Origin of the sequence: Lysinibacillus pakistanensis (assembly GCF_030123245.1) — a bacterium.
Classification (GTDB): domain Bacteria; phylum Bacillota; class Bacilli; order Bacillales_A; family Planococcaceae; genus Lysinibacillus; species Lysinibacillus pakistanensis.
In genome coordinates this window covers 2,080,382-2,105,636 of record NZ_CP126101.1, presented here as the reverse complement: position 1 = coordinate 2,105,636, position 25,255 = coordinate 2,080,382, and the positions used below count along the sequence as shown (strand labels likewise).

Here is a 25,255-nt window from a genome sequence, read left to right as displayed (position 1 = left end):
GAAGTATTCCTCCACGAGGGTACTTCTTTTTTTAAGCGTTAAAAAACATGACAGAGGTAATATTTAATGGCAAAGTTTTTGTCTATGAATAATTTATTTGAGCGAGGTATGACCCGCTTCCAACGCCAGTGGAACGAAGAGACAAATTTCACGTCCAATGGCAAGTTATCTGTGCGAAAGATAGCAACAGCAACAACGAGTCGGCCTCACTGTCGATTTTCTTTCGCACAGAAGATATTTGAGGCTACAATCCTATTTATTGCTTAGGCTTCATTTTGATACAAAATTTCATCTAGCTTGTTATTTTTCTTTCAATTGATTGGCAAACTGTATCATGGATCGACTCGACATTGGTCCTTTTATTAATACAATCGTTTCAGAATCAAGCTGGGATTTTAGTAGATCCAAAACACCTGCGACATCCTTAAATATATGAATTTCTGCCTTCGAGCCTTCCTTTATCGCTTGCTTTGCGATATGCTCTGCTCGATTGCCAATGGTAATAAGCGTATGAATATCTCTTTTGGCAACCAACGAGCCAATTTCTCGATGATACTTTTCCTCAAACCTACCTAATCGTTTAATATCTCCTAAAATAAGAATGACTTTCTTTCCTTTCCCTATTGTATCTAATACTTTTAAGGCTGCTTCAACAGAAGTTGGATTATTGGTCCATGTATCATCTACTATTGTACTTTCTCCCATGCCCGTTGAAAATTCTAGATGTCTGGCCATTGGTTTAAATGTTCTCAAACCAGCGATGGCTGTATTGAACGATAATCCCATTTCCTTTGCCGCAGCGATAGCTGATAAGGCATTGTATACTTGGTGTTCTCCATAGCCAGGGACAAATACATTATACTTTGCACCTGACACCTGCAGTACAAACTTCATGCCATTTTTCATAAATTGTATGGTAGTGGCTTTATAGTTTGCCTGTTCATGTACACCAACGGTAATAATTTTCCCTTTGAAAGTATGCAAGGGTATTTTTTTGGTATTTTCATCATCTGCATTAATAATTAATGTGCCACCTTCTGAAATACCTTCTAAAATTTCCGCCTTTGCTTTTATATAGCCTTCAAGATTTCCACATCCATCAAGATGATGCACACCAATATTTGTAATAATACCAATGGTAGGCTGATAGATCATACACTGATGTTTAATATTTCCTGTATTTCCTAAACCTAATTCAAATATGGCTGCTTCTGTTGACTTATCGATTCCCGTTAAATACGGTAAGGATTGGCGAGGTTCATTTTTACTGCTAACAGATGCTTGAACATTCCATTCTCGACTAGCAATATGCTTAATCATTTCTTTTGTTGTTGTTTTTCCACAGGTCCCTGTCAAAGCAACCACTGGTATTTGAAATAGATTTCGATAATAGTCAATAAATGTCCAATATGCCTGCCCAATGCTTTTCACTTGGATAACAGTTGTATTGGCTAATGCATTTTTTAATTCTGCTGACGATTTATCTGAAATAACTAGCGCTGGACCTTTGCGATCTATCTCCTGCCAATTGATAGTATCTCCCCTACTTACAAACATGAGCGTATGACTTTGAGTCAAATCATGCCGGTTATAATAAATTGCCTGCTTGACAGACCATTGTTCAGAACCGCACAATAAATCCCCTTGCAATACCTTCCTTAGGTCTTTTACATTTATTTGTTGCAAATTTACTCTTCCCCCTTTCTTTGAAATACATCGCTAAGCTAGCGAGAAGTGAAAACAAATTTTATTAAAATATTGTAATGAATTGATAACCAAACTATTCAGGTGGTAATCCTTTCTTTCTTTTTAGATCTGTTGCTAAATTAGAAACCTGCTTACTATACATATCTCCTTTAACAAGAAGAATCGTATTTTCGTCCACTATATCTTGTAATAGTTTATAGGCGAGCAAACTATTTTTAAATGTATAAACTGGTGAACTAAGCCCTAAGTCAACAGCATGATCTGCCATAATTCGTGCATGCTCTCCGATAGTAACTAGAACATCTACACCAATTTGATGAATCAATTCTCCTGCCTGCTCATGAATGATATATCCCCATGAGCCTAAATCGGTAATTGTTCCAATGACTGCAATTTTCTTCTTGTCCTTTCCAAGCGCCTGTAAAACTTTTAAAGCTGCCTCCAACGAAGTAGTTGTTATACTCCAGGTATCATCTATAAGCACGGAATGATTAATACCTTCAAATAACTGAAGCTGCTTATTCAGATGCCGAAAGGATTGTAGTTGTTTTGCTGCCATTGGAATGGTTATACCTATTTCATAAACAGCTGCAATAGCTTCTAATGCATTATATACTTGATGTTCACCAAACCCTGGTACAAATACCTCAAAGCTCTCGTTATTATAGATAATTGTAAATAGCATTCCATGACTATGATAGCGAATATTGACAGCTCTAAAATCACAAGATTCATGCTTTCCTATTTTAATAATGTTGCCGTGAAATCTTGAAAAATCTATTTTTTTGGTGTTCTTATCCTCAGCATTAATAATTAATGTGCCCTTTGGATGAATAATATCTAGCATTTCTCCCTTTGCCTGGATATAGCCCTCCAATGTTTTACAATAATTTAAATGGTGTGCCCCAATATTCGTAATAATGCCGATTGTCGGTTTGAAATATTTTCCTGCCTTTGTTACATCTCCAGGTGAGCCAACAGCAGTCTCAAAAACAGCCGCCTCTGTTTCCTCATCAATGCTTAGTAAATATTGTAAAGATGCTGTCCTAGAATTACTGCTTAGAGTAGTAGCAGATACTTTTTTTTCTGCTGAAAGTATATGTTTAATCATCTCTTTTGTTGTGGTTTTACCAGAAGTACCTGTAATGGCTACTACCGGAATATTAAATTGATCTCGATAAAAGTTTACAAATTTCCAGTAAGCTTCATCTGCATTTGTTACTTTTATAGTAATGATTTGCCTAGGAATTTCATTATGACTGTATGACCAATCTGTAACTAACACTAGCGGATAAAGTGGTTCAAGACTTTTCCAATTAACAATACGTTTACTCGTAAAAAGAGCCGTATTTGTTTTTTTCACTTGCTTTAGTCGATAAGCCCCGTGCTGAATCAATGTTTCCTCGGATCCTTGCACTAAATTGCCTGCAGTTATCACTGTTAAGTTCTTCACCGTAAGAGGCTTCATATCAATTTCCCTCCCTTCCTAACTAGTATATGTCTGGTCATAAAAGTTGCTTGGATGTAGACAAGATACATAACTAGAGGAAAACTATTTCTTCGCATATATATAATTGTGATTAAGTATCTAAGTACCACTAAAAGGAGTGATATACCTGAAAACGATTATATTTATCGGTACAAACAAATCTGGGTCCAGTCGTGAAGCAACGAGAGCAGCAGAAAAAATGGGCTTTTTTACAGTACTTTTTACAAACAATGAAAAGCAATTACAGCAGAGAAGAGCCTATCCAGATATCCATAAAATGATTCTTATTGATACGTCAAAAATAGAAGACATGAAGGATGAAATTTATAAATTAACAAAATCAGGATTAGAAATAAAAACGATTGTTAGCTTTGTAGATCCCTATGTCCATATTGCTTCCATCTTATGTGATGAATTTTGTGATAACTATACATCATCAACTGCCATTGAAATGATGGAGGATAAAGAAAAAACTAGAAATTATTTAAAAAATCAATCCTATTCGCCAAAGTTTTTTCTTATCAAACCACATGAATCCGTTCCGACAAACCTAGAATTCCCACTGATTGTCAAATCTCCAAAGTCAACTGGCTCAAAGGATGTTTTATTAGCCAAGGATTCAAGTCAACTAAACAATCATCTCCGTTATCTTCGAAATAAGAATTTAGGAGAAACTATTATGATTGAAGAATATATTGATGGCCCTCAATATTTAGTAGAGGCAATTGTCTATAAGCGACAGCCTCATGTAATCGGTATTGTAGAGCAAGAAATTACACAAGGTAAACGTTTTATCATTACAGGCTATGGGGTTCTTGTAAAAGCTCCATCAGATATACAAGCTGGTCTTGAAGAAGTACTTCAATCCATTGTTACAATATTTAACATTGAAAATGGTGCGCTGCATTTAGAGCTTCGTTTAACAAAAAACGGCTGGAAGCTTATTGAGATTAATCCGAGAATTTCCGGTGGCGCTATGAATAATATGATTTTTGCAGCATTTGGCTTTAATTTAGTGGAAGAAACATTAAAGCTATTATTAGGGGAGCCTCCAAATATTCAGCCAAGACATAAAAAATTTGTCTACACAAAATATGTCATTGTCGAAAGTAAAGGCATTTTAGAGAGAGTTATTGGTAGAACCAGGGCATCTAAATCACCAGGTGTGGTAGATGTCTATGTGAAACCTAGAAGAGGAACATTGCTAACCCCTCCTCTATCCATGGGCCATCGCTACGCATATGTCATTGCAGAGGGTACCACATTGTCAGAGGCTAAACAAAACGCTGTCAATGCAGCCAAGGAAATAAAATTCATCTTAAAGGTCGCGTAAAAAAGGTGGGGGTACATGTATCCCCCACTGCTTTAAAAATATCCCGAGTAATTGTCCTTTTATATTTAGACAATTACTCGGGTTTTTTTACACCTTATAAGTGTCATCTAAAAATTTAACTGTCTCAAACATATTCGTTTTACTAGCACCCTTAACTAAAATGGTGTCATGTGGTTCGATTATTTTCTCTAACAGTGCATGGAGCTCATCTTTATTTAGAAAATGATAAACTTTCGCTGGGTCCATCCCTATTGCCTTTGCAGCTGCGCCCATTTCCTCCGTTCTAAAGCCATATGTGATAAAAAGATCTATGTCCTGCTCATAAACATATTCACCCAACTTACGATACTCTTCTTCTCGCAAATCCCCTAATTCCCGCATTTGACCAATGATGGCAATTTTACGTTTCTTCGCTATATTTGTCAGTACGTCAATCGCCGCACGCACACCCTGAGGATGAGAATGAACTGTATCATCAATAACAGTAATATTATCACGACAATTATAAATCGTAAGCCGTCTAGGCGGTTTTTTGAAATTCAGCCCTGCTTGAATATCTACTGGACTAAACCCTAAGGTATCCGCAACTGCGATGGCATTCAGGGCATTATAAACGTGATGTTCTCCTAAAATAGGAATATACATTGTTATTTCCTGTCCCTGAAGCTTTATTTTAAAGGTCATACCAACATCCTTATATTGAATATCATAGGCTTTATAATCTGCGGGACGATGAATACCAACCGTTATAATTTTCCCTTTAAATTGCTGTGTTTCTAAAAACTTAGAGTTATCATCATCTTTATTCAATATTAATAAACCACTTTGATCCATTCCATGAATTAATTCAGATTTTGCCTTTGCCACACCCTTAATATCTCCATCAAAATTACCAACATGCGCTAAACCAATATTTGTAATAATACTAATATTCGGTTGAATAATACTACAGTGATTAGTAATGATACCTGGGTAAGCCATTCCATACTCAAGCACTACCGCCTCATGAGAAGCGTTAATTTCCTCAGCATGTTTTTTTGTATGCTCAGTCGTATTCCAATAATCTTTTGACTCAAAAATTTTCCATTTTCTCGATAATATTGAGCCTAGAAAAGCTTTAGATGTTGTTTTCCCAGCACTTCCCGTAATAGCAATAATCGGTTTCTGCTGCTCTTTTGGTTGTGGTTTTTGTTTTTGTTGACTAATTCCTTTTTTCACTTGTTTTTGATTTTTCGCAAGATACATTGCATAGCGAATAGAATTAATCACAACATCTAGTTCTAAATAAAAAGCAGGAGGACAACCTGGTCGCCAGTTTACTTCATACATCCAAATTTTTTGTTGCTCATCTAAGCCCACATCAATCCCAATTTCATCAATCACCTCTCCAAATTGCACCATCTGAATTTCATCTAGGTGTTGAGCTAATGTTAAGGAGAAATGCTCTAGCATACGTCGAATATCAAAGGCCTCTTCCTTGAATTCCTGCTCCAAGAAAGGATCTAAATAATTCGTAAATCCTCCATTATTGATATTCGGAATAATCGAACCAGCAGGGGCAATTCTCGGATAAATAGTAGTGATAACCCATTTACCCTCGCCATTTTTTTGCACGTGAAGACGGAAATCATAAACCTGACCTGCCTTCGTTTTAGATTGGATATACGGCTGCATGATAAAGGTTCCTGTAGCAAGTTGCCCTTTAATTAATTCATCTAGCTGGTGCTTGGAATATACTCGTTTTTCACTATCCTTTCTTACCTCAAAATTCGTACTACCTGCTTTCGTTATAAAATAAATGCCTTTTCCCTTGCGACCGTCTATCGGCTTAAATACGACTTTTTTATAGTAAGTAAAAAATTTATGAAATAACTCAGCATTTTTTACAATTTCTGTCGGAATTAAATATTTATCAAATTCCTTTGCTTCCTTTAGACGCTTCATTACGTTCCATTTATTCCCTATAGAATGCGTTGTAAATGGGATTTCATCTTTTAATTTATCAATAATTTCCTTTGAAACTGATAATTTTTCTGGACTACCTGCATTATAAACTACATCTGGGAAAGGCATTATTTTTTCGAGCCATTCACCATTTTCATATACCTTTCCTCTTATGGACCGTTTGTTAAAATCTACGCTTTTTGGTGTAAAATAAAAAAATTGAGCCCCTTCCGCTTTTGCAACGGCTGCATATGCATATGACTTAATAACGGTTGTTGGGTCAAGTCGATGATGCAACATTCCGATAATTGTCATTTATCTCTCCCTTTCATATGATTCTCTCTCTAATCAATTCTGCCAATGCAAATGATTTAGTAGTTTTTATTACCATTTTGGTTCAATGATGAATTTCCCTTTTAGCATGTCAGGTTTTAATAATTGGATTGCAGATATACCACTTAATTCAATGGATTTTTCAGTGGATGTTCTTTCTAACCTCACAACATCAGCTATTAAATTTGTATCTTTTCCTTCATAATCATAGGCTCGTAGCAGTGAAACCGTCCCCCGACAACGCTCGATGTCAACACCCTCTATACGGAAATACTCTGTTTCAAACTGATTAACAGTATCCATTAATCGTAAATGTGAGCCATTATGTGTTATGAGAAAGAAGGGAATCGTATCACTTCCAACAATTTTCACAAGCAACTGACCAAAATATTTAGAATGAAAATCCTTCATGATATCCTGTAGAACCTTAATATCGTTTAGTGCTTCACATAGAAAATGATTTCTTCTTTTTTCATGATTCAATTTTCTCCAGCCCCTCCCACGACTTTTTGTGCCATCTGTTGAAGCTATAACAAAAGATTCAACCCCTCACGATATCATATGTAGAATGAAGGAATATGACGACTTTTTTCGTCATGTAAAACTCGAACTTCCTATTTTAGAATATTTTAAAAAATGCTCTAATAAAAAATAGAAAACTAAACAAATAATATCGTGCCATAGCAACTACACTGTTGTTATGGCTTTTCATCTATCTTCTTATTGTTCAATGTATAAATAATTTTTTACATTGTTGTTTACCTTTTTCCAGGTGAATCGTTATTTAATTAGGAGGGTTGATATGAATGAGGAATTTGGTACTCAATTACAAGAAAAATTAAAAGCAGTATACTTTACGCTGCTCAAAATGGGCGCTAATAAGCAGGATGCTGAGGATATATTGCAGGAGACAGCTTATCAATTCATCAAATACATAGACGGGATTGATGCAAATTATGCGGAAGCTTGGCTATACCGTGTAGCAATTAACAAATTTTACGATGCCTTACGAAAGAAAAAGCATGCGAACAACTATGTACTCACGTTTAACTTGCAGGATTTATTAGATGAACAAACACCTGAATCATACGTACTACAAAAAGAAGCTCAGACTACCATTCAACAAACATTAAGCATGCTTCAGCCTAAAGAAATGGAGTTATTAATATTAAAATATAGCGCTGAATTAACATTAAATGAAATCGCTATTCTTTTTCAAACCACAGACAAAAGCATTAAAACTCAGCTTGCCCGAGCACGAAAAAAATTTAGTGAGGTTTTCGAAAGGACTGGTGATTATGGAAAAAATATCAATTATTAATAACGATGAATCATTTCAACATTTAGTGAAAAGTGCTAAACAAAAGTCCGTAAAAAGAATCATTATCGTTTCAATAAGTGTTTTTATAAGTATTGTACTCTTATTATCGGGACTAATTGCCATGGGACAATATTTTATGTATAAGGAAATGGATAAGCAAACTTTGCAGAATTATACAGATAGCCTATTTACAGGCGCTAATATTCAAACAATTAATACTAACTACGATTATTTTTTCTTAGCAGGTACGACAAAATCCAATCAATTTAAGGATATTAATGGACATCAAATTAAATGGGGTACCATTGAGCATTTTTATACAATCTTAGGAACAAAAGCATATGTTGAAAATAATAGTAATCTAAATGGATACAATAATAGTTATCGAGTATTCCAATTTTATCCCTACACAGAACCAAAAATTGAAAACGATCTGTCTTATTTAAAAACTTTACCACCCTTCTACAATGTAGAGGTTGCTGTTTCCTTCACACAAGAAGTAACGTTTGAAGAGATGATTAAACAATTTCCTACTGCACAATGGGCATGGATTATTCAAAATGGGCTGCTTGAATCTATAGAGGAAGAAAAAGAGCATGCAGAGGAAATGAAAAAAGAAATGCCTACTTTTATACCCCGAAATTATGGTTTAGTAGATGGTGATTCAGCGTATGGCTTTCACATCTTAAAAGATCAACCGTTTCAGTCCGCGCAAAATTTTTTAGATGAAGTAGCTACATATGGTAATGATGAACAAGAAGCACTTGCTATTTTAAAAGAGAGAATAGAGGAGAGAGGTGAAGATGCAACAGGATTAAGTTTTCCATACCATGAAAAATTATACCAAGCAGAGATTATAAAAAATACTATTGGTGACGCAGATGAACATTCCTTAAAGGTTAGTGGTGCTGTCTTAACAGGAACAATTGAAAGCATCCTGCCCTATTTAGAAAACAATGTTGTACACCATATAAGTGTAGGCGTAATTCTACCATACTAAGGAGGTACAGGTAATGAGAATGTTTAGTTATCTATTTATACTTTTCGTTTCAATAGTCTCTCCCTATTTTATTATTCAGCATCAGCTACCAATTCGATTCATACAAATGGCTGCTGTCTTTGTAATCATGCATCTATTAGCACTGCTTATTGTACATGCTGTGCTTCCTAACTCTCGTAAAACAATATGCCTTTACCATACCGTTTTTTCAATTGTATTATTCGCGCCCATCTTCTATTGTAGTCAGGTGATATTTGATCAATCTATTGAAAATATTCACAGATTTTATAGTGTTATTCCAACTAGCTATGTCATCTTATTATTAACAGTTATATTTGCTATTAATTTATATAAGTTTAAAGATACTTCCAAATAAAAAAAACGTCCATTCATGTGGGCGTTTTCTTGTTGAGACACTATGATGTTGTATGTTGTTGATCTCCATGATTTAGTAGAATGACACCGCCAATAATCAAGACAATTCCAATAGCTGAGTATAGATTAAATAAATCTCCCCATATAACGATACCCACAATTACGGTAAGTGCAGTTCCTACTCCAGACCATATCGCATATGCCAGACTCAGTGGTAATGTTTTCAAGCACAAGGATAATGAGAAAAACGAAAGCCCATATCCGAATGCAACTGCTATTGATGGACCTAAAATGGTAAATGCCTCTGAAAGCTTAAGCATTGTTGTCGCAAATACCTCACTAATAATCGATAACGTTAAAAACAGATAACCTCTCAATTGTTATTCCTCCTTAATGTCCACCACCTGCTAGGTTAAGAACAATTACACCAATAATAATAAATAAAATCCCATAAAGTTTTTTTCGATTCATTAATTCCTTATAAAAAATCACACCAATAATGGCTGTTAATGCCGTTCCCACTCCAGCCCATATCGCATATGCAGTACCAATGGCTAAGGATTGCAATGTTAGGGAAAGAAAATAAAAAGCTGTACCATATCCAACTACGACACCTATAGACGGTAGTATACGTTTAAAGCCATCTGTTTGTTTTAACATTGAGCTGGCAAAAACCTCTGAGATGATTGAAATAAATAGAAAAGCAAAAGCCTTCATGTTTGATTGTCCCTCCTAACCCACTGTTTCAAAGATAGCCTCCATTATATCTTATTTATTCATAAATAAAGAGACCCTGGGAGCATTCTACTCTTAGGGTCTCTATGATTCTTCATCCTCTACATATTCTAGAATATCTCCTGGCTGACACCCCAATGCCTTACAGATTGCATTTAATGTAGAGAAACGCACGGCACGAACCTTTCCTGTTTTTAAATTGGATAGATTGACAATTGACACATCTACTTTTTCTGCTAGCTCACTTAGCTGCATTTTTCGATCAGCAAGCATTCGATCTAATCGAATAATTATTGTCATTTTTTCACTTCCTAAGCTGTTGCATCATATTCATCTTGTAAAAACGCTCCATATCGGAATACACGGGCAATCGTCCAAATGACTAATCCACATAGTAAAAGAGTCCAATTAACCCCAGTAAATTGGTAGGCTACCCCTTTGATTAATCCTGTATCGACCAGCAATTCTGCTAATTTAAATTGTTCAAAAATGGTGTAGGTTACATACGTACGGAATGCTCCAACTGTTAAGCTTAAAAAAACGATAGCATAAGCAATCCATTCCATTTTTCTACTATTCGTTCCTGAAAAAATAATTCCTTTGCTTAAGTTACTTAACACATTTCTAACTTGCACAACGATAAATAATAATAGTGCTATGTATATTGTAGCAGTAAATAATAATTTCATGACATTCCATTTAGAGAAATGAAAATCATTGGCTACTTGATTGGCTAATTCGATTTTCAAGCCTCCAAAGTGAATAGAGGCGGCGATCTGCCCATGAACAAGTATATTATGGACTTCCTTTTCCGTCACTATAAATACGGCTACCAAAAGAACACCTATCATTGTTAGCGCAAAAATCATCAGAACCATTAAAATGGTGAAAATTGTGCGTAATCCTTTAGTTAATAATCGAAATTCCTTACTTTGGATTGTCTGCTCCATAACAAGCATCCCCCTTCTTATCTTTTATTATACATTCCACTTTATCTTTTACAATAATTATTTAATGTTTATCGTTAATTAATTATTAAAAGCTAGATAATAAAGGATATTTCTTTTCCAGCTTGAATTTTTTATTGATGGAAATTCAACGGTAGATATAGCTAGGAACTAATTGAAGTTAGTGACGTTCTATTAATGACGGAATCTATTTAACTAAACATCTCTTTATTTCTTTTGCACTCTTTGCAATAATTAGAGATAGCTAAACTTTGATAGAAAGGAGGGAGATGTTGTAATCTACCAACATCAATGAAACTATGAAATACATCATAAATTTCTTCAAAGGTCTAATAATTGCTACTATTGTTATCTGTATTTCATTTTTTATGGTAACGCAGCTGTTTAATACGCGTGAAACCACAATTCCTGAAGTTGTGGATGATCGTCCAAGCGTGGAAGAATTTATTGGCTCCATTGCGGAAACTGCACGAAAACTTGGAGCTGAAAATGATTTATACGCATCCGTTATGATTGCACAAGCCATTTTAGAAAGTGAGCATGGTCAAAGTGGACTTAGCGCTGCACCAAATAATAATTTATTTGGAATGAAAGGTCGTTACCAAAATAACTCAGTAACACTTGAAACATCTGAGGACGATGGTTCAGGTAACATGACAACTGTGATGGCTGAATTTCGTAAATATCCTTCCTATGAAGAATCCATGAAAGACTATGTAAGATTACTGCGTAACGGTGTTTCCTGGAATAAAGATTTCTATGCAGGAGTATTTAAAAGCAACACGAAATCCTATACAGATGCCACTAAATTCTTAACAGGTTCTTATGCAACAGATTCCAAATACAATGAAAAACTCAATACAGTCATTGCAAAATATGACCTAGGGCAATACGATAGTCCTGTAAAAAATAAAAAAACAATTACCGTGGCTGACGGTGATTCTCTTACGCATATTGCGGAGGCACATAAGGTGAAAGTAACATCCCTTAAACAATGGAATCAGCTCCGATCTGATAAAATCGAAGCTGGCCAAGAATTAAATATCTATCAATATTAAAATCTCCATGCTACTTTGGGACACCCCTTTGTGGCATGGAGATTTTTTAAACTCTTCTTATACAAACATCTATAGCAATAAGCTAAACTACTAACATTCATTTAATTACTGATGCGTCAATCTTTGAATCACTGTTTCAACTTCAAAAACACGTTTATTTAATGCACCCGTCCTATCCTCTACTTGATGAGCAATTTTTTCAGTGAAATTCCCTAAATTTTCAACAATGTTTTTCTGAAGCTCAGCTTGTCCAGCTTTTAGTTCCTGTACATCACTTTCAATTTTATCTAAGCGCTGCTCAATACCGTCAAATCGTATATCCATGCCATCTAATCGTTGATTAATCGGTGCTAACTCTTCCCTTAAAACAGAACGCAATAATTCTTTTAAATCAGTGTCCAATACATCCCCTCCTTTCCTTTTACTTTTGATTTATTATAGCATAAAATAATCCCATTCTAACTATCTATTATTAACAAATCATTGAGGATATACATCGATTTTATCTGCTATTTACCCGTAAGAAATTTCATGATCTTTCATCCCCTTTTCATCTATGACGATTGCATATTTTACCCCCATAGTTTGATGAAAACAAAAAAGATGCACTCTGTTTTTATACAGAAGCATCTTCCTCAACAAAGGTATTCTCGAAATGATTGGAAATAAACAATTGCACCAATTCACTTCTTCACATTCATTAAAATAAATTAAATAAATATGCTTCCCACAGCCGTAAGTGTAGAAACAGCTAGGTCTTTGCGATAAAGTGGATGTTTGCTATCCAAACTATTTATACTTACCTCACCCCCTCCAAGTGAAGAATGAATATAAAGGCTATCACCCATATATAAGGCAATATGTCCTGGGAAATATAATAGATCACCCTTTTGCAGCTGCTCGAAGGGTATTTGTTTAATCGGAAAACCATCAACAATTTTAGCATCTCGGTAAATCAGTACGCCATGTAGCATATAGACCATTGAACAAAGCCCAGAACAATCAATGCCTAAAGGAGATTTACCTCCCCAACGGTAGGGAGCATTTAAATAGCTTAGTGCTGTTTGCACAACATTTTCTTGGAATTGCGAATCTGGTAATCTATTTTTAGCAACTTTTGGTTGAAGCCATTTTCTTCGTGCATATCCTATTTCACCAGAAGCTATTTGTACAGACACCCACTCCGAATCGTCCCCTTTACTTGCTAAAAATCGTACAATTGAGCCTTTTACTAGCGTCATTATTTTGCTACTTTGAATTTGCGGATATTGTAAAATATCTGCAAAGCTTTGAATAATGAAATGATTGGCTTCTTGTAGCCAAGTGTTTGTTTTTTCCTCATCCATAATTAAATATTTTTTTTGGCAAAATCCTTCATATCGATAGGTTGTCTGTACACGTACCCAATTTGCATCTATGTTAGCAATGATCTTTACAGGCATGCCATTAAGTACCTCGTCGACCAGTTCGGATTCTTCCTGTGGTATGGCATGTAAATTTGCAATCATTGCCGTCACAATAGCATTCATTTGGTCACCCCTTTCGCTTCACCAAATGCTCATAAGCACTTTTTGATATCCGACCGATAAGCTGTTTTGCATACTCATTGTTGGTTACCTCAGTTATAAAAACGCCTATCAGATAATCATTTGAGCCATTGTAAACAATGCCAACATCATGCTCGACTGTTTCAAGACCACCTGTTTTATGAGCCATTTTCACATCATCTACTAAATAACGTTTTAGTGATTCATGGACACGTTGGCGACTTAAGATATCGATTGTCAACTTACTAAATTGTTTAGGTAGCAGATCTTGTTGATAGATTCGTGAAAAAAGATGAGCCATATCATTTGCTGAAGTGAGATTGTCAATTCCTCTTTCCAGCTTTTCGAAGTCCATCATCTTCCTTTGCAATTTTGTTTGCCTAAGACCAATTTGTCGAAAATAATGGTTGAGGAATTCCTTTCCGATAAAGTCAATCAGGACATTGGTAGCTGCATTATCACTTGTAATAATCATCCACACCAGTAGCTCATAGATAGTACTTCTTTCAATACGCTGTTCACTGATAACACTATAGTCAACCCATTCTTCTGGTGCTATTCTAATCTCTTGATGGACATCTTGATGGTAGCGTTCTAAATATCTCAACACACCAAGTAAAATAGGCACTTTAATTAAACTGGCGCTGGAAAAAACCGCATGTAGCTTTTCCTGTATGAAATAGTGATTTGTATTTGGGTCTTTGATAAATAAATGTACGTTATATGGAGCTTCTTCAAGCATTCTTTGAATAGCACATTCCATATAATATACCTACTCAATAACTCTTATTTGTTGGTTTTCTGTATTCAAAGAGATGGTGCTACCAAGAGGTAAAGACATTGTTGGTAAACAGTGACCACACGTTAAATCCATTAGAATGGGCTTTTTTAGTGGCACTAAAATCTCTTGAAAAATAGTCTGTAACGTTAAACTATGCTCTGGATGCTTCGGGTTATCTGGCCCGCAATTAGTCCAAGCTCCTAATAAAATGCCCGCAGCCTCATCAAGCTTGCCCGCTAATTTAAGCTGTGTGAGCATTCGATCTACCCGATGTTCAGTTTCATCAATATCCTCTAAAAATAATATTTTATTCTTAGTATCTATTTCATAGGGGGTGCCAAGTGAGGCTGTTACTAGTGTTAGATTTCCTCCAATTAGCTGTCCTGTTGCTTGACCAGCAGCAAGCGTTGTCATACTGCGACCAAGTGGATTTTTAAGCAGGTAATCATGACAAGTTGTTGCCATCACCAGTTGTTTAAAAGAGTCCCATGTATATTCATCCATATCCTGCTGAATAAATTCCGTTGATGGCATCGGCGTATGATAGGTCACAAAGCCACATTTCTGATTAATGGCGATGTGTAAAGCTGTAACATCGCTATAACCAGCAAAGACTTTTGGATTGGCTCTTATTACATCGAAATCTAAAAGTGGTAGAATTTTTGTAGCCCCATAACCTCCACGAATACAGAAGATACCATCAATCGTTGAATCATTAAACATTTGATTGATGTCAGACGCACGAAGTTGATCAGTTCCCGCTAAATAACCGTGCCTCGCCTGACATGTTTCTCCAACAACTACCTTTAATCCAAGCTTTTCAACACTTTCTATAGCTGGCTTTAATTTGTCAGGTGGAGTGGCCCCTGAAGCACTAATAAGACCTACTGTATCCCCTATTTTTAAAGCTTTTGGAAAGATCATTTGTATACCTCCATTTGTAGAGATGCTTGGTATTTTGCCATTTCCTGCTCATTTGCCAAGACAAAATGCCCTTCTTCTACCTCCTTAAACGACGGAGGATTTCTATCATAACAATGCTGTGCTGGATCATAGATTTCTACGATTTTATTACGCTCCTTATAGGGATTAGGCTCTGGTACGGCTGATAACAATGCTCGCGTATAGGGATGAATAGGATTAGAAAACAGCCGCTCAGTTTCTGCTAGCTCAACGATTCTTCCCTTATAAATAACTGCTGTTCTATCCGTAATAAAGCGGACTACTGACAAATCATGTGCAATAAATAAGTAGGTTAAATTTTTTTGCTGCTGTAGGTTTGCTAATAAATTTAAAACTTGTGCACGAATAGAGACATCTAAGGCCGAAATGGGTTCATCTGCAATAATAAATTCCGGCTCCATTACTAAAGCTCGTGCAATGCCTATACGCTGACGTTGACCTCCTGAAAATTCATGTGGAAAGCGACTTGAAAACTCTGGTAATAATCCTACATTTAAAAGTGCAGTCCGCACCTTTTGCTGGCGATCCGCATCATTGTTATAGTTTTTTGTATTGAGTAATCCCTCAGAGATAATATAATCAACCTTAGCCCGTTCATTAAGAGATGCCATAGGGTCTTGAAAAATCATTTGGATTTTCTGGGTAATTTCCCGATCCCAGCTTTTTGCAATTTTCCCATGAATGTTCCGACCACGATAAATGATCTGACCCTCAGTCACATCATTGATACGCATAATGGCTCGACCTATGGTAGTTTTCCCTGAGCCTGATTCTCCCACTAAGCCAAATATTTCACCTTTAAAAATAGTAAAGCTAACATCATTAATTGCCATAAATTTATGTTTACCCTTACCAAAAGCTATCTTTAAATTTTTAACCTCAACTAGAATCTCCTTATGACTCATGTGCGTATCGTCTCCCTTCTTCAAAAAATGATTGCAGTGCTTCAGGAGGTTGTACTTTAGGAGCAAGAGGATCTAACAGCCATGTACGGGCATAATGTGTATCACTTACTTGAAAAAATGGAGGACGTTCCACAAAATCAATCTTTAACGCGTATGGATTGCGAGGCGCAAAGGCATCTCCTTTAATGTCCTGGAACAGATTTGGCGGTGTGCCCTTAATGGAATAAAGCTGCTCGCCCTTTGAGCCTAGCTGTGGTAACGAGGAAATGAGTGCCCATGTATAGGGATGCTTAGCATTAAAGAAAATTTCATGTGTCTCACCAATTTCGATAATATCTCCTGCATACATAACGGCAATACGATCGGCTACCTTAGCAACAACACCTAAATCATGTGTGATGTAGACGGTTGTTAGCTCATATTTTTGTTGGAGATGCTTTAAAAGCTGTAAAATTTGCGCTTGTATTGTAACGTCTAGGGCTGTTGTCGGTTCATCGCAAATTAATATTTTGGGTTTACAAGCTAATGCAATAGCGATGACTATACGTTGACGCATTCCACCTGAAAATTCATGTGGATATTGCCTGAAACGTTTTTCCACATCGTGAATGCCAACATCCTTTAATAATTTCAAGGTTTCTACATATGCCGCTTTCCCCCTTAGGGATTGATGTAAAATAACACATTCCTCGATTTGCTTGCCAATCGTTTTCAGCGGATTTAATGATGTCATTGGGTCCTGAGTCACCATCGCCACTTCTTTTCCTCGAATAGCTAGCCAATCCCGCTCAGTGTTAAATTGTGTCAAATCCCAGTTGTTGTACATAATCTGACCCCGATCAATGTAACCATTTTTATCAAGTAAGCCCATGATTGATTTCATTAGCACCGATTTTCCCGAGCCCGATTCACCCACTATTGCCATACTTTCACCCTTATACAAATCAAGGGAGATATTACGAATGGCTGTTAGCACCCTGCCACGAAGCGAAAATTTAATCACTAGGTTTTGAATAGTTAAAATATGAGATAGTGCTTGTGTCAATATCCTCATCCTTTATACGTGATTTTTTGGGTCTGCTGCATCTGCAAATGAATTTCCTATAATATAAAATGCAATTGTAATCACACTTAAAACGATACTCGGAAATATAAGCTGATATCGTAATTCTGGAGACATCATTAGCACCCGTCCTTCATTAATTAAATTCCCTAAAGACGGCTCACTAATTGGTAGGCCTAATCCAATGTAGGTTAAAAAAACCTCAGCACCAATAGCAAATGGAATTGCCAGACTCATGCGTAGCATTATGACTGAAATCAGATAAGGTAATAGGTTTTTTAAAATAATGCGATAATCTGGTGTCCCTAAACATTTTGATGCTAAGTTATATTCACGATCACGCAAAATGACAATTTGATTGCGAATAAACCTTGCCATTTCAACCCAGCCCGTAATACACATCGCAATAATAATGGTGGAAACACTAGGTCGTAAAATATATGACATTAAAATCAATACAATGGTTGTCGGAATATTATCAACGATGTTGTATAGTTGTGTAATTGGCATCTCCAATTTACGCGAAAAGCCCCAAAGTGTACCAATTGTTATTCCTATAATAGCTTCTACTATAGCTACAGCGCAGCCAATCAATAAAGAGGTCCTTGTCCCTGCCCAAATACGAGACCATAAATCCTGTCCAATGGAGTTTGTCCCAAACCAAAATTCAGTATTTGGAGCAATATTCCGTGCCTGTAGACCTGTTTGTTCATCTAAATAAATTTCAGTAGGAGACTTTTGCGCTGGTAGATACGGTTGAAGAATTGTGAAGGTTACGATCATTAGCACGGCGACTAACAAAAAGATGGCAATTCGATTTTTTAAAAAGGATTTCCAGGTTGAACGCCAATAGGAATAGTTTGAGTAGGCTGTTTCTTCTGCCTGACGCTCATCCGTTACTGCAAATTCAAATAATGCTTCACGTGATCTATGAGAAATATTATTAATTTCTTCTGAATACATACCCATTAGCGTACACTCTCCCCTTTCCCCAATTTAATCCGTGGATCAACAAGTGCCATGGCAATATCCCCTAAAATCAATCCAATAATCCCAAGTGAAGAAAAAACAAGGACTAAGCCCTGTACAATGGTGTTATCTTGGCGCTGTATCGCATCAACGAGTAAGCCACCCATTCCAGGAATAGAGTACAGAGATTCAATATAAATGGAGCCGGTAATTGTAAAAAGAATCGTTGCAGGTAAATATTGTGCCATAGGTATAAAGGCATTTCGTAAAACATGTTTAAACATTAATGTCCGCTCTTTCATGCCTTTTGCTCGTGCTAGCTTAATATAATCCTTGTTTAATTCATCCACCATATAACGTCGCATCCACATGGCATAGGAGGCAGTTGGTGCTAATGCCATGGAAGCTAGTGGTAATATCCAGGTAATGGGCTTATACATATCAAAAAGCATTGGCAAATGAAAAATTTCCGTGATATACATTTGAATAACTAAATAGTAAACAGCAGCTGGCACTGCGACGACAATTACTATATAGCCAGTCCCCAATCGATCCAGCCAACGCCCTTTCATTTGAGCCATTAAAATACCAAGTGGAACACCAAGCATTAGAGATAACACAACAGCCCCTAAACCGAAAGCCAAGGAATACATAATTTTATCTGCAATAATTGTAACGACTGGTACATCTGTCCTGTAGGTAACAGATTTCCCCAAATCTCCTTGGAACAATTTGCTGTAAAAGTTACCTAGTTGCACCAATAAAGGATCACGTAATCCTAAATTTGTTAAATAGATTTCTTGTTGCGCAGGCGACATTTTATCAGCTGCTGCTCCTAAATAGCCTTCCTCTGGCATTAATCGTAATAATGAAAAAACAATTGTTAAGATGATAAAAAGAGTAACCACAGATTGTAAGAGTCGCTTCCCTATATACCACAGCATGGAATTATCCTCCTTTTTCAGAAAGATGAAAGGAGATGCCGATATTTTTTATTCGGAATCTCCTTGTTAACATTACTACCCAACGTTGATCCTACTGTGCTGCTTTTGCTAAGGCATTCGCACGTTCCTGCTCCCACTTTGCTAGCGCTTCTTTAAATTCATCATTGCTCATTGGTTTATCTAAAAGCTGTTGTCCCTTAAATTTCTCTGCTGTCACTCCAAATGGGGAATATTGAGCCTCGAAAGGATTTAATTTAGAGGCAACATAGCCGCTTCCTCCTACTGAATAAGGAATGACAAATGCTTCATCAATTAGGAAAGCCTCAGCCTTCGCAAACAATTCATATCGTTTTGCTGTATCGATTGCCGATTTTGCTTCGTCCACTAAGTTTTGATATTTTGATTTGCCATTAGCTTCTATATAGCCTTCCGCTAGTTCTGGTTTATTGTAAGTTCCATCTACAGTAAATGGGTCCGTATACGTTGATGGATCAGCATAGTCAGGTCCCCAGTTGGCTTCTAGCAATGCAAATTTACCAGGGCGACGAACTTCCGATAAAAAGCCTGTGGATGGTCCTGCCTCTACAATAATATCGATATAGTCTGTTCCTAATAATTTCTCAATTTGCTGTTCCACCACTTGAGAACGGTTAGCCCAATCTGGACTACCAGCATTATATGGCATTAACACTTTTACAGGGAATGTTGCCTTTCCTTCAAGTGCAGTCATTGCTTTTTCCTTGTATGCCAATGCCTGATCTTTTTTAAAGGAATCCTGATTGGCAATATCCGCTAACGGTGCTAGTTGTGTATAATCAAGGCCATCTACATCAACAAAATTTTTAGGTGTAATTGTATTGCTAAGCAAATCTTTTGGATTATATGGTTCTAAAGTTAACATGGCAGAAACCCGATCAAGAGCATGGAATAAGGACTTACGGAAATCCTTGTTGTTGACTGCGACCTTCCAGTTGTTAGGCTCATACTCTGCATCAAATTGAGGATTGAAGTTTAGTGCATAGAAGTACGTATAGAAGTTATTTTGCGTTTGACGAACTTGTGATTTTTTCTTATCATCTTTGAACCATTCATCAATAATGGATGTTGGAATACTTGCTGAGTCGATTTCCCCTCGTAAGAATAATTCAGGTGCAACCGTAGCCGCTTCTTTATTGTATTTATAGCGTATACGATCAATAAGCACATTGTCCTTATCCCAATACAATTCATTTTTTACAAGTACACGCTCATTTTGCGGTTCAAATTTGTCTAAAATATAGGATCCGTTATACAGTAAATTTTCACGTGTTGTTCCAAAGCTATCCCCTTTTTCCTCAATAAACTTTCCGTTTACTGGGAAGAAACAAACATAATTCAACATAGAAAGAAAATAAGGAGTAGGTGTTTCTAAAGTATATTCTACTGTATGTTCATCTGTTGCCTTTATGCCAACCTGCTTAAAATCCGTTAACTCACCGTTATAGAAGGCTTCCCCATTTTTAACAACCGTAGCAATCCACGCTGTTGATGATTCATTCTTTGCGTCCAGTACATAATGTAAGCCATCTACAAAATCTTGGGCAACAACATTCGAATATTCCTTCCCATCATGGGTAATCCACTTTGCATCTTCACGAAGCTTAAATGTCCATACCGTGGCATCATCATTGGAAGACCATTCCTTCGCTAGGCCAGGCTGTACGACACCATATTTATCATACTCAATTAATCCATCGACTAAGTTCGCTGCCACAGCAAACTCATTGGTTTCAGAGGTTTTTAAGTAATTTAACGTTTTTATTTCCCCTGAATAGACAACGCGATACTCTGATTTTTTTTCACTTGAAGAATCATCACTACAGGCTGCACAAAGCAATGCGACAAGACATACCAAAAGCCACCAATACCTTTTCATCATAGGCATCCCCCTTAGTTTCTTTTTCGTCTCGCATAAATAAGCAGTTAGATTCACTCCACCTTCACGTTATAGGCAAGCCGTTAAAATGGAGCGATAAAACTGCTCATAATAGCACCTGAATTTACATCCTAATCACATTATTTTATTGTTGTTAATCTTGGATAATTTGATATTTGCCCCTATTTTAAAACGGTTGCGTGCCTAATTGACAAGAAGAGCGTGTCCAATTGCTCGACAAATTGTCAGAAATTATTCTCCTCTCTATTAATTTGCTTATGTTAGGAACTGTAAAATTCGAAGCACTTCATAAAAATCATCTGTGATAAATTCCACTGTATTATGTGGTTTAAATGTAGCATTAGGGTAAAAGGAATTGCGATATGCGCGTGTATGGTCACGATAAATAATTTCTATTTTAAAGTGTTCAGGTACGGAAACTTGTAAGGAATTTCGTGGAACTTTCATAGCCTCCTCCACTAGTCTTTTTGTTTCCTGAATGGCCAATTTAGGACTGACACTAATCGTTGCATTGCCGATTCCTTCTTTCGTGGCAAAAGTGACAATGTTTTCATTTATGGTCTGAATTTCTTCTGTTAGCCCAACATCCCCACTAACAAACGAAACTGGAACCCCATGTAATGCTGCTGCATACGTATTAATGAGAAATTCGCTGGCATACTCCCCGTTAATTTTGACATCTGCAAACACACAGAGTGTATGGGCCAAAGGATTGCGCTCGCTTCCCCCTTTACTGTGATAGCCAATAAAAATGGCTCGATCAAACGTTTTATCTAATCCTGCGACCATACACATTGGGTCATAGGTCCATCCACGAATAATCTTGCAATTAATGGGTAGATTTGAAATGTCTAAATTTCGAGCTGAATCATGTGCATCCTTTAATAATATTTCAGTAGCTCCGCCAGCAATTGCCCCTTCAATCGCAGCTTCTGCCTCCAGTGTCATCTGTTTTTGGAAAAACTGATAATCTGGGGCATTTAGCTCCGTTTCACTCCATACTGTAGTCCCCGTAATTCCTTCAATATCTGCGCTTATATAAACCTTCATATAAAATTAAACTCCTTTACATAATGATTATGAATAACTGCCTGTACTGCTCCGTAACTCGCTGACTGTGCTTGAACTCTCCTAGCCCAAGCAATATTGTTGTAATCATAATACCACCATTCCTCAGAGTAGTTGGTAAAGCCCGCCATAGTCATGCAATTATAGAGAAGCCTTCTATAGGTGCAGGCCTTGTGATTCTCATTTGGAAATTGTTCAAAATAACGTGTCGTGGATTTTGCACTGATTTCATCAAAAGCTGTGCCAAGATTCAATGCATGACCATTTATATCCCCCAATGTGATATCGACTGCACCTCCTGTTAAATGGGGAACAAGATGAGCGCAATCAAGGCTTGGAAATGCAACATATCTTCGCGTTTCACTGTCAATTTCTTGTTCAGACAAATGCGGAAATCGTTGTGCAACCTCCTGTGTAAAATGTGTAAACAAATACTGCTGTACTTGAAAGGGACGATAGCCATCATATAACACTAAACTATATATTTTTGGCAATACCGAAAGCGCTTCTTGTAATCGCTCATAGACACCTTCACGTACATAGATCACCTGTAAGCTATTAGGTATCTTTTGTTGATGGTAAATGGGCTTGGCAAAAATTCTAGGATGCTGTCCTTCGATTTTAATTAGCGGCTCAAAGCTTTCACCCACAGCAATTTTCGATGAAAGAAATGAAGCGTTATTAGCTGTAATCGGATGAAAAACGCTTTTCTTAATATGCATCACTCCAATCATGCAAAAAAACAATATTTATTTCAGATAATTCAGTTTATTTACCTATATGCCGTTGACTAGATAAATAGTGAACAAATACATAATAATGGCTATTTTCTTATCATAAAACAATGGACGACATAAATGACTGCTAATAGTCGAAATTTATTCTTTTTCACTTTTTTATGGAGTTTATTCGTAGTGAGGGTTGATAATAACTGAAAAAATAAAATTGTTGAAACAAAAAAGCTATTGAACCATTTTCATGACTCAATAACTTTTATGAGCTACCACTTTTCGAAAAATGGGTAGGCTTCTACTTTATGCCCATCTCTGCCTACTGTAGTTATTGCCTGTGATAAGGAATTCAAAATGGCTTCCTCTGTTGCCTCTGCCGCTGCCGTAAATAGCTGATTCATAATAGGATGATCCTCGCGAAGCTGTGTGCGTGTCTCCACAAGTTGATTTGATATATGAGGAATACAATGTGCAGTGGTAAAGCCAATAACAATATCACCACTTCCATGGGAAAAATGGCTTCCTGTTCGACCAAGTCCAATACCACAGCGTTTAATAACACGTGTTAATTGACGACTGCTAAGTGGGGCATCCGTTGCCAGTACAATGATAATGGAGCCATCTGTTGGAGGTATAGTCGATTGAGAAGATACAACTGTCTCAACATATCGTTGCGCTAAAAATTCTGTGCTTTGCCCAAAATTACTAAGCACCATACAGCCTATGGTATAGGTGATTGTCTCATAGTTGACAATGCGAGAAGAGGAGCCAATTCCTCCTTTATAGCCAAAACACATCATTCCTTTACCTGCCCCAATTGCTCCTTCCTGTGCAGCATCATTTGTTGCAATGCGAATCGCTTCTATAGCATGCTCCGGTGTTACTGAACAGGCGCGTATTGAATTTAAATAACTATCATTACATTCACCCACGATAATATTAATCGTTCCTGTTGTTTGCCCAATATCATGATTCATATCAAGCATATATTGCAATGCTCCCTGTGTAACAGCCGGAACACCGAAAGTATTGGTGAGCATAATAGGTGCTTCAATAACCCCCAGCTCATTTACCTGTATTAGTCCCGTTGTTTTTCCAAAACCATTTAAGACATAGCTTGCTCCTGTAACCTTTTGCTGAAATAAATTACCCTTATGCGGTAAAATGGCGGTTACACCTGTACATGCATATGCGCCATCTTGCGTTAATGCTTCATCAATTGTCATATGCCCCACACATACGTCTGCTACATCTGTAATGCAATTTTTTTCGCCAACGGGCAGCGTCCCAATTGAAATGCCTCTATCCCGAATCTTACCTGGCAATTTTATTCCCCCTTTTAAATAGCTTTCATTACAGCAGCTTGAGCATGTATCATCGTTGTATCAAAAACAGGAATATTTATATCATCCTGCTTGATTAGCAACCCTATCTCTGTACAACCAAGAATAACTCCTTGCGCACCAGACTTTACAAGGCTATCAATTACTTGTAAATAATAATGTTTAGAAGAGGGCTTAATTTCCCCTAAACACAATTCATCATAAATGATTCGATTGACCTCTACTCTCTCCTCCGCCTGTGGAACAAGTACAGTAATTCCGAAGGTTTCCACTCTATTCTTATAGAAATCCTGCTCCATCGTATACTTTGTCCCGAGAAGAGCTATTTTTTGTAAACCCGTCTCTACTATTTTATGGGCTGTTGCATCAGCTATATGTAAAATGGGAATCTTAATCCTCTGCTGAATGTTATCAATCACCTTATGCATAGTATTGGTGCATATAACAATAAAACTTGCGCCTGCATTCTCCAAAGAATAGGCAGCTTCAGCAAGCACCTCACCAGCCTTGTCCCATTCCCCCCTTGCTTGAAAATGTTCAATTTCCTGAAAATCTACACTATACAATATACACTTTGCCGAATGTAAACCTCCTAACAGCCTTTTTACCTCTTCATTAAGTAGTCGATAATACTCCGAAGAAGATTCCCAGCTCATGCCACCAATCAGTCCAATTGTCTTCATTTACTTCTCTCCTTTTCTACCATTATATATTAATTTAATCACAAAAAGGTATTTTCCAC

Annotated in this window: 26 protein-coding genes; 5 read left to right on the top strand and 21 right to left on the bottom strand. The window is 36.8% G+C overall.

Annotated features, from left to right (window positions below; all coding sequences use genetic code 11):
• Positions 1–300: 300 nt before the first annotated feature.
• On the bottom strand, positions 301–1,686 hold the full coding sequence (locus QNH24_RS10030; protein WP_283871916.1) for a UDP-N-acetylmuramoyl-tripeptide--D-alanyl-D-alanine ligase: 1,386 nt from the start codon (positions 1,684–1,686) through the stop codon (positions 301–303).
• Positions 1,687–1,780: 94 nt separating this feature from the next.
• On the bottom strand, positions 1,781–3,175 hold the full coding sequence (locus tag QNH24_RS10025; RefSeq protein WP_283871915.1) for a Mur ligase family protein: 1,395 nt from the start codon (positions 3,173–3,175) through the stop codon (positions 1,781–1,783).
• A gap of 148 nt (positions 3,176–3,323) precedes the next feature.
• Between QNH24_RS10025 and QNH24_RS10020 the strand changes: the two genes are divergently transcribed.
• Positions 3,324–4,529, top strand: coding sequence for an ATP-grasp domain-containing protein (locus QNH24_RS10020; protein ID WP_283872793.1), 1,206 nt, complete (start codon positions 3,324–3,326; stop codon positions 4,527–4,529).
• Between the two features lie 87 nt (positions 4,530–4,616).
• On the opposite strand, the gene QNH24_RS10015 is transcribed toward QNH24_RS10020, so the two are convergent.
• Positions 4,617–6,788 carry a YheC/YheD family protein gene (locus QNH24_RS10015; protein ID WP_283871913.1) on the bottom strand — a complete coding sequence of 724 codons (2,172 nt, stop codon included), beginning with the start codon at positions 6,786–6,788 and terminating at the stop codon, positions 4,617–4,619.
• Positions 6,789–6,857: 69 nt separating this feature from the next.
• On the bottom strand, positions 6,858–7,289 hold the full coding sequence (locus tag QNH24_RS10010) for a hypothetical protein (RefSeq protein ID WP_054771822.1): 432 nt from the start codon (positions 7,287–7,289) through the stop codon (positions 6,858–6,860).
• A 319-nt stretch (positions 7,290–7,608) separates the two neighbouring features.
• Here QNH24_RS10010 and QNH24_RS10005 point away from each other — a divergent pair, with 319 nt between their 5' ends.
• The 3 genes from QNH24_RS10005 to QNH24_RS09995 are packed head-to-tail and all read left to right on the top strand — an operon-like array spanning position 7,609 to position 9,503.
• Positions 7,609–8,127, top strand: coding sequence for an RNA polymerase sigma factor (locus QNH24_RS10005; protein WP_283871911.1), 519 nt, complete (start codon positions 7,609–7,611; stop codon positions 8,125–8,127).
• Positions 8,105–9,127 (top strand): anti sigma factor C-terminal domain-containing protein, encoded by a 1,023-nt coding sequence (locus QNH24_RS10000; RefSeq protein ID WP_283871909.1) that lies wholly within the window; start codon positions 8,105–8,107, stop codon positions 9,125–9,127. Before QNH24_RS10005 ends, QNH24_RS10000 begins: the two co-directional genes overlap by 23 nt.
• A 13-nt stretch (positions 9,128–9,140) precedes the next feature.
• Entirely contained in the window at positions 9,141–9,503 is a 363-nt protein-coding gene (locus tag QNH24_RS09995; RefSeq protein ID WP_283871908.1) for a hypothetical protein, read from the top strand.
• Between the two features lie 40 nt (positions 9,504–9,543).
• On the opposite strand, the gene QNH24_RS09990 is transcribed toward QNH24_RS09995, so the two are convergent.
• From QNH24_RS09990 to QNH24_RS09975, 4 genes are all read right to left on the bottom strand, one after another.
• Positions 9,544–9,879 carry a DMT family transporter gene (locus QNH24_RS09990; protein ID WP_054771801.1) on the bottom strand — a complete coding sequence of 112 codons (336 nt, stop codon included), beginning with the start codon at positions 9,877–9,879 and terminating at the stop codon, positions 9,544–9,546.
• A 13-nt stretch (positions 9,880–9,892) separates the two neighbouring features.
• Entirely contained in the window at positions 9,893–10,219 is a 327-nt protein-coding gene (locus tag QNH24_RS09985; protein WP_283871907.1) for a DMT family transporter, read from the bottom strand.
• 102 nt (positions 10,220–10,321) lie between these two features.
• Positions 10,322–10,537 (bottom strand): helix-turn-helix domain-containing protein, encoded by a 216-nt coding sequence (locus tag QNH24_RS09980; protein WP_283871906.1) that lies wholly within the window; start codon positions 10,535–10,537, stop codon positions 10,322–10,324.
• A gap of 11 nt (positions 10,538–10,548) precedes the next feature.
• Positions 10,549–11,187 carry a DUF2975 domain-containing protein gene (locus QNH24_RS09975; protein ID WP_283871905.1) on the bottom strand — a complete coding sequence of 213 codons (639 nt, stop codon included), beginning with the start codon at positions 11,185–11,187 and terminating at the stop codon, positions 10,549–10,551.
• A 386-nt stretch (positions 11,188–11,573) separates the two neighbouring features.
• Between QNH24_RS09975 and QNH24_RS09970 the strand changes: the two genes are divergently transcribed.
• Positions 11,574–12,263 carry a glucosaminidase domain-containing protein gene (locus QNH24_RS09970; RefSeq protein WP_054771821.1) on the top strand — a complete coding sequence of 230 codons (690 nt, stop codon included), beginning with the start codon at positions 11,574–11,576 and terminating at the stop codon, positions 12,261–12,263.
• A 105-nt stretch (positions 12,264–12,368) separates the two neighbouring features.
• On the opposite strand, the gene QNH24_RS09965 is transcribed toward QNH24_RS09970, so the two are convergent.
• The 13 genes from QNH24_RS09965 to QNH24_RS09905 all read right to left on the bottom strand — a co-directional run bounded on the left by QNH24_RS09965 (position 12,369) and on the right by QNH24_RS09905 (position 25,196).
• Positions 12,369–12,665, bottom strand: a complete 297-nt coding sequence (locus tag QNH24_RS09965) for a hypothetical protein (RefSeq protein WP_283871903.1) — start codon at positions 12,663–12,665, stop codon at positions 12,369–12,371.
• A gap of 308 nt (positions 12,666–12,973) precedes the next feature.
• Complete coding sequence (locus QNH24_RS09960) at positions 12,974–13,792, bottom strand: C40 family peptidase (RefSeq protein ID WP_283871902.1); 819 nt, start codon at positions 13,790–13,792, stop codon at positions 12,974–12,976.
• Between the two features lie 4 nt (positions 13,793–13,796).
• The gene (locus QNH24_RS09955; protein WP_283871900.1) at positions 13,797–14,573 is read right to left on the bottom strand and encodes a serine hydrolase; all 777 of its coding nucleotides are present in this window, start codon (positions 14,571–14,573) and stop codon (positions 13,797–13,799) included.
• A 9-nt stretch (positions 14,574–14,582) separates the two neighbouring features.
• Complete coding sequence (locus QNH24_RS09950; protein WP_283871898.1) at positions 14,583–15,515, bottom strand: S66 peptidase family protein; 933 nt, start codon at positions 15,513–15,515, stop codon at positions 14,583–14,585.
• The gene (locus QNH24_RS09945) at positions 15,512–16,459 is read right to left on the bottom strand and encodes an ATP-binding cassette domain-containing protein (protein ID WP_283871896.1); all 948 of its coding nucleotides are present in this window, start codon (positions 16,457–16,459) and stop codon (positions 15,512–15,514) included. Before QNH24_RS09945 ends, QNH24_RS09950 begins: the two co-directional genes overlap by 4 nt.
• Positions 16,449–17,504, bottom strand: coding sequence for an ABC transporter ATP-binding protein (locus QNH24_RS09940; protein WP_430675256.1), 1,056 nt, complete (start codon positions 17,502–17,504; stop codon positions 16,449–16,451). The genes QNH24_RS09945 and QNH24_RS09940 overlap by 11 nt, the downstream gene beginning before the upstream one ends.
• A gap of 12 nt (positions 17,505–17,516) precedes the next feature.
• A complete protein-coding gene (locus tag QNH24_RS09935; RefSeq protein WP_283871893.1) occupies positions 17,517–18,491 on the bottom strand; it encodes an ABC transporter permease in 975 nt (324 codons plus the stop codon).
• Entirely contained in the window at positions 18,491–19,435 is a 945-nt protein-coding gene (locus QNH24_RS09930) for an ABC transporter permease (RefSeq protein WP_283871891.1), read from the bottom strand. Before QNH24_RS09930 ends, QNH24_RS09935 begins: the two co-directional genes overlap by 1 nt.
• Before the next feature lie 91 nt (positions 19,436–19,526).
• The gene (locus QNH24_RS09925; protein WP_347342973.1) at positions 19,527–21,350 is read right to left on the bottom strand and encodes a peptide ABC transporter substrate-binding protein; all 1,824 of its coding nucleotides are present in this window, start codon (positions 21,348–21,350) and stop codon (positions 19,527–19,529) included.
• A gap of 276 nt (positions 21,351–21,626) precedes the next feature.
• Complete coding sequence (locus QNH24_RS09920; RefSeq protein WP_283871887.1) at positions 21,627–22,421, bottom strand: M55 family metallopeptidase; 795 nt, start codon at positions 22,419–22,421, stop codon at positions 21,627–21,629.
• Positions 22,418–23,161 (bottom strand): M15 family metallopeptidase, encoded by a 744-nt coding sequence (locus tag QNH24_RS09915; RefSeq protein ID WP_283871885.1) that lies wholly within the window; start codon positions 23,159–23,161, stop codon positions 22,418–22,420. Before QNH24_RS09915 ends, QNH24_RS09920 begins: the two co-directional genes overlap by 4 nt.
• A 278-nt stretch (positions 23,162–23,439) precedes the next feature.
• Entirely contained in the window at positions 23,440–24,495 is a 1,056-nt protein-coding gene (locus tag QNH24_RS09910; protein ID WP_283871883.1) for a P1 family peptidase, read from the bottom strand.
• A 14-nt stretch (positions 24,496–24,509) separates the two neighbouring features.
• On the bottom strand, positions 24,510–25,196 hold the full coding sequence (locus QNH24_RS09905) for an aspartate/glutamate racemase family protein (RefSeq protein WP_283871881.1): 687 nt from the start codon (positions 25,194–25,196) through the stop codon (positions 24,510–24,512).
• Between the last annotated feature and the right edge of the window lie 59 nt (positions 25,197–25,255).